Origin of the sequence: Anabaena sp. UHCC 0451 (assembly GCF_034931405.1) — a bacterium.
In the GTDB taxonomy this organism is placed as follows: Bacteria; Cyanobacteriota; Cyanobacteriia; order Cyanobacteriales; family Nostocaceae; genus RDYJ01.
The window spans coordinates 15846-20898 of the sequence record NZ_JAYGHA010000053.1; the positions used below are offsets into that span (position 1 = coordinate 15846).

The following is a 5053-nucleotide window of genomic DNA, read 5'->3' on the forward strand; positions in this document are numbered from 1 at the left end:
AGGAACTGCGAAAACTGCTACTGTTAATTTAGTCGATAATGATTTATCAACTACTGTGAAACCGACTATTACTATTAGTACGAGTGATGCAAATGCAGGGGAAACGGTAGCTGGAACAACTGTAAATCGTGGTCAATTTAGATTGACAAGAACTGGGGATTTAAGTTCATCTTTGACGGTTAATTATGCTGTTGCAGGTACGGCTACTAATGGGACTGATTATCAATCATTAAGTGGTACGACTACTTTCTCTGCTGGTGCATCGACGGCTTTGATTAATGTTAATCCTGTTGATGATGCTCTGGTTGAGGGAAATGAGACGGTTATTGTGACTTTAGCTAGTAGTGCGAATTATGTTTTGGGTACTGCTAAGACGGGAACTGTCACTATTGTTGATAATGATCCTGCACCTTTTATTACTGTTACTTCACCCAATGGAGCAGAACCATTAGTTATTGGTTCAAATTATAATCTAAGTTGGGCGGATAATATTGCTGAAAATGTCAAGATTGATCTGTATAAAGGTGGAGTTTATAACCGCACAATTTTCAGTTCAACTTTATCAGATGGTAGTGAAAATTGGTTGTTACCTGCTGATTTAGTAGCTGGTTCTGATTATTCAATTAAGATTACCAGTGTTAATAATGGTAATGTTTCCGATTTGAGTAATAGTAATTTTAGTATTATTCCCAACCATACCGGATTAATTAACGACATCAACAAAGACGGTAAACATGACATTATGTGGCGTAGTTATAGCGATGGTGGTACAACACATTTCTGGGCTATGAACGGTGGTGGTACTAACTTAGGAGATGTTGATATTCCAGATTATCTCGATATGGCATGGCATCCTGTTGCTATGGCTGACTTTAATAATGACGGCAACATGGATATTGTCTGGCGTTATCATTGGATTGATAATACAGGACATAACCGCATCTGGTTAATGGATGGTAATAACCGTCTTGCTGAAGTAGGAATAGAGCGAGTTGCTGATAACAATTGGCATATTGTTGGCAGTGGTGACTTCAATTTAGATGGAAATGCTGATATTCTCTGGCGTAATTATGCAACAGGAGAAAATCACATTTGGCAAATGAGTGGAACAACACGCACTACCAGCATTATTCTTGCTCCTGTAACTGACTTAAATCAGCGTATTGTAGGAACAGGTGATTTTAATGGTGATGGTAAATCAGATATTTTATGGCGCAATGCAGCTACCGGGGAATTATATATCTGGTTTATGGATGGATTTGAGCAAAATCTTTCCTCATCACCTGATCTTACTTGGTCTGTTGCAGGTACAGGAGACATGAATAATGATGGTAAATCGGATATTATTTGGCGTAATCTTAACACAGGCGAAAATACAGCTTGGTTGATGAATGGTGCAACTAAATTAGGTGATTTAGATATTCCTGATGCTCCCCGAGATTGGAATATTGTCGGCGATAGCGATATGATTCCTATTTGGACAGCCGAATATTTCAACAATAAAGACTTAGCAGGTACGCCTACTTACAGTGAAGGATTTATCAATATTACTGGTGGTTTTAGTAAAAATTGGGGTGCAGGTGCGCCACCAAATACACCTGTTGATAATTTCTCTGCAAGATACAAAACTCAACAGTATTTAGCTGCGGGACTCCACAAAATTAATGTTGCTGCTGATGATAGTGTACGGGTTTGGATTGGTAATCAATTAGTAATTGATAGCTGGGGAACTTTAGCTAGTAATCGTTTGGAATATTTTTCCGCACCTGGTGGTTTTTCTCCTGTCAAAGTTGAATACAAAGAAGAAGGGGGATCAGCGGGAATTAATTTTGAAGTTGTCAAGCATCAACGTTTTAATGATAGTCCTGACTCCTCTAAAGAATGGGCTGCTGTAGTTTTGAAAACGAATGGAGTAGGAACACCTTCAGCAAATTACAATGATCATATAGGCAATGAAATTGGTACGATTAAACTCGCCAGACGCAATGATGGCAAAGAAGGTATTAGTGCTTATTGGGGTACAGGCTCACCAAACGGAGATTCACGTCTTCCTGTTGATAACTTTTTTATTCGCGCTCACACCATAAGCTATTTTGATGGTGGTGAATATAAATTCCGCTTCAAAGCTGATGATGGTATCCAGCTTTTCGCTTACGGCGTATGGGGAACACAAGGAGGAGGTTATATCACGCCTCAAGACCAGTGGGTACAAGCCTATGGATATCAAGAAGTTACCTATACTTTGCCAGCGGGTTGGTATACTTTACACTTTCAGATGTGGGAAGGTGGGATTGATGCTCTGGTTGATGTGTCTTGGGAGAAGACTGTGGTAGCGCCAACTGGGTATTATAGTCAACTTAATACATTTAGCGAGTCCCAATGGGATCAACAAAGTGGTGATAATAACCAATTTGAAGCTAATCCATTAGGTGGTGGTGGGGATCAAAGATGGAAAACTGATGACCGAATTGAGCAGATATATACTGATCTTTCTCACACCATTTTTGGTTATCGCGTTGCCATGACTGCTGGATATGCCTATGACCAAAGTTACTACAATGGTCTTGGCAAATGGCACGCTGGTCTTGATATGGGTGCAGGTAATGGTACTACCATTAAAGCTGCAATTGGTGGTTCTGTTGCATGGATCAGCGGTTCAGCAGATGGTTACGTCTTTGTAGGTATTAATTCTGATGATGGTCGTCAATGGGTTTATGGACATTTAAAATCTACCAGTGGTCTATGGAATGGCAAACGAATTAATGCGGGAGACACTGTTGGTTTAGTTGGTTACTATGGTGGTGCGCCACACTTGCATCTAGAGGTACAAAATGGTCATGCTTATGGTAATACACAAGGAGCTATGACAAATCAGAGTACATTATTAAATGTAACTGTCAGTCCGCTTCTTGCTTATTGGCAATGGAGAAACCGATAGAAAGAATTGTTGTTCTTCTATTAAGGTGTAGGGGTTTAGCATTGCTAAACCCCTACGATATCGGGTAAACAAACCCATAAAATATTGGGTACAATGTCGGTTAATATCAGATGATTTCCATATCCAAGAATGTCGAAAATTAAGATAATTCAGCAACATCAAAATCATTGTAGATTTGTCACTGATAGTTAGTCGTGGGGTAAGGGTTTAGCAGTGCTAAACCCCTACGATATCTGTGGAAATTCTCACCAATAAAATATTGCCAAACCCCTGCGATATCAGGTAAAATATCCAATAAAATTAACATAATTATCCAATATAAAAATGCCCTATAATCCACAAATCCACCATCGCCGTTCTATTAGATTAAAAAATTACGATTACACCCAAGAAGGTGCATATTTCATCACCATTTGTACCAAAAATAAACAATGTATTTTTGGTGATATCAAACAAGGAGAAATGCAATTAAATTTATTAGGCACATTTGCCCGTGATTATTGGCAAGAAATCCCCCAACATTTCCCCCATATTAAATTAGATGTATTTGTGATTATGCCAAATCATATTCATGGCATATTATGGATTGTTGAAAAAATTAAAACAACAAATCAACAACGAAATTTTGGTGAAATGATTTCTGGTTCAATTCCTTGTGTGATTAGGTCTTATAAAAGTGCCGTTACTAAAAAGATTAATCAAATCTGCAATCAAAAAGGCATATCTTCCGTATGGCAAAAAAACTTTTATGAACATATTCATCAGAATCAAAAATCATTAGAAACTATTAGAAACTACATTTTTAATAATCCTTTAAATTGGGAAAATGATCCTGATAATCTTGGTCATATTTATTATGATGATACGTTGTTATTAAATGTCCCTTTTTAGCTTTAGGGTTGATCTGTGGGTGTTTAGGATTGTAGGGGTTTAGCATTGCTAAACCCCTACGTCTTCGGGATGATGGGATGCAATAGCGAAGCTGACCGTTCGCGCAGCGTGTCGAAGACATAGGTATCGCTTTTTGGGATGTGGGAGTGCGATCGCTTTTGGGAATGTGGGAGAGCGATCGCTTTTTGGGGATAAGAGTCAAAAAAGGCTATAATCATAATTGTACCTAAGTATGTACAACTCTAGCCATGAACATCGTCAACTTTAGCGAAGCAAGAAACAATTTTAAATCCGTACTAGATACAGTGGCCAATGATAAAAACTGTACTGTCATTGTTAGAAGAGATGCGGAAGATGCTGTAGTCATGTCTAAAAGTTATTATGACAGTCTGATAGAAACAGTTTATCTGTTAAAATCTCCTGCCAATGCTCAACATTTAGAAGAAGCGATCGCCGAATACAAAGCAGGGAAAACACAAGAACACGATTTAATCGATGCGTAAATTAGCTTGGGGTAGTAAAGCGTGGAAAGATTATCTTTATTGGCAATCTCAAGACAAGAAAACTTTAAAAAGAATCAATCAACTTATCCAAGATACTTTATCAGATCCCTTTGAAGGAATCGGTAAACCCGAACCTTTGAAAGAGAATTTGTCAGGTTTTTGGTCTCGCCGTATTGATGAAACAAATCGTCTTATTTATGCTATAGATGATGATTATCTGACAATTATTTCATGTCGCTATCATTATCAAGAATAATCAGTGCGATAGCGAACGCATTGCGTCCCGGAGGGAACTAGCACTCCGCAGGAATCGCTTTTAGGATGTGGGAGTGCGATAGCTCCGCTCGCCGCAGGCATCGCGCAAATAGCTCATCAAAACTTTTGCGGTTATAATTATTAGTAATCTGGTAAGTTATATTAGCTACTATGACTAACGCATTACAATACATCTGTGATTCAGAAGGACAAAGAGTTTCTGTAGTTGTTCCCATTGCTATTTGGCAAGAAATAATGGCTGAGAGAGAAACTGCTTATTTGTTAAGCAGTCCAGCCATGAAAGCGAGATTACTTACCGCTAGAAAACGTCAAGATGGAATTTCTTTGGAAGCAGCCTGTGAGAAACTTGGAATTTGATGCAGATGCTTTTGAGGACTTAGCTTGGTGGATCGAAAGCGATCGTAGAAAAGCGTTAAAAATCATCAAACTAATTCGTGAAGTACAA

6 protein-coding genes are annotated in these 5053 nt (G+C 38.5%); 5 read left to right on the plus strand and 1 reads right to left on the minus strand.

Annotated features, from left to right (window positions below; all coding sequences use genetic code 11):
* Both VB694_RS24205 and VB694_RS24210 read left to right on the plus strand, forming a co-directional pair.
* Positions 1 to 2938 (plus strand): FG-GAP-like repeat-containing protein (locus VB694_RS24205; protein ID WP_323362881.1); only part of this gene is annotated, 2938 nt, incomplete at its 5' end.
* 324 nt (positions 2939 to 3262) lie between these two features.
* Positions 3263 to 3829, plus strand: a complete 567-nt coding sequence (locus VB694_RS24210; protein WP_323362882.1) for a transposase — start codon at positions 3263 to 3265, stop codon at positions 3827 to 3829.
* Between the two features lie 56 nt (positions 3830 to 3885).
* On the opposite strand, the gene VB694_RS24215 is transcribed toward VB694_RS24210, so the two are convergent.
* Entirely contained in the window at positions 3886 to 4047 is a 162-nt protein-coding gene (locus tag VB694_RS24215; protein WP_323362883.1) for a hypothetical protein, read from the minus strand.
* Between the two features lie 30 nt (positions 4048 to 4077).
* Between VB694_RS24215 and VB694_RS24220 the strand changes: the two genes are divergently transcribed.
* From VB694_RS24220 to VB694_RS24230, 3 genes are all read left to right on the plus strand, one after another.
* Complete coding sequence (locus tag VB694_RS24220; protein WP_323362884.1) at positions 4078 to 4332, plus strand: type II toxin-antitoxin system prevent-host-death family antitoxin; 255 nt, start codon at positions 4078 to 4080, stop codon at positions 4330 to 4332.
* Positions 4325 to 4588, plus strand: coding sequence for a Txe/YoeB family addiction module toxin (locus VB694_RS24225; protein ID WP_168636759.1), 264 nt, complete (start codon positions 4325 to 4327; stop codon positions 4586 to 4588). Before VB694_RS24220 ends, VB694_RS24225 begins: the two co-directional genes overlap by 8 nt.
* A 170-nt stretch (positions 4589 to 4758) precedes the next feature.
* Positions 4759 to 4965 carry a prevent-host-death protein gene (locus VB694_RS24230; protein WP_323362885.1) on the plus strand — a complete coding sequence of 69 codons (207 nt, stop codon included), beginning with the start codon at positions 4759 to 4761 and terminating at the stop codon, positions 4963 to 4965.
* The last annotated feature ends 88 nt before the right edge of the window (positions 4966 to 5053 follow it).

Bases quoted from the DNA above. Each gene is read 5' to 3' on its own strand.
- VB694_RS24225 (WP_168636759.1), top strand. From the start codon at position 4,325: ATGCGTAAATTAGCTTGGGGTAGTAAAGCGTGGAAAGATTATCTTTAT.
- VB694_RS24215 (WP_323362883.1), bottom strand. From the start codon at position 4,047: ATGATTATAGCCTTTTTTGACTCTTATCCCCAAAAAGCGATCGCTCTC.
- VB694_RS24230 (WP_323362885.1), top strand. From the start codon at position 4,759: ATGACTAACGCATTACAATACATCTGTGATTCAGAAGGACAAAGAGTT.
- VB694_RS24220 (WP_323362884.1), top strand. From the start codon at position 4,078: ATGAACATCGTCAACTTTAGCGAAGCAAGAAACAATTTTAAATCCGTA.
- VB694_RS24210 (WP_323362882.1), top strand. From the start codon at position 3,263: ATGCCCTATAATCCACAAATCCACCATCGCCGTTCTATTAGATTAAAA.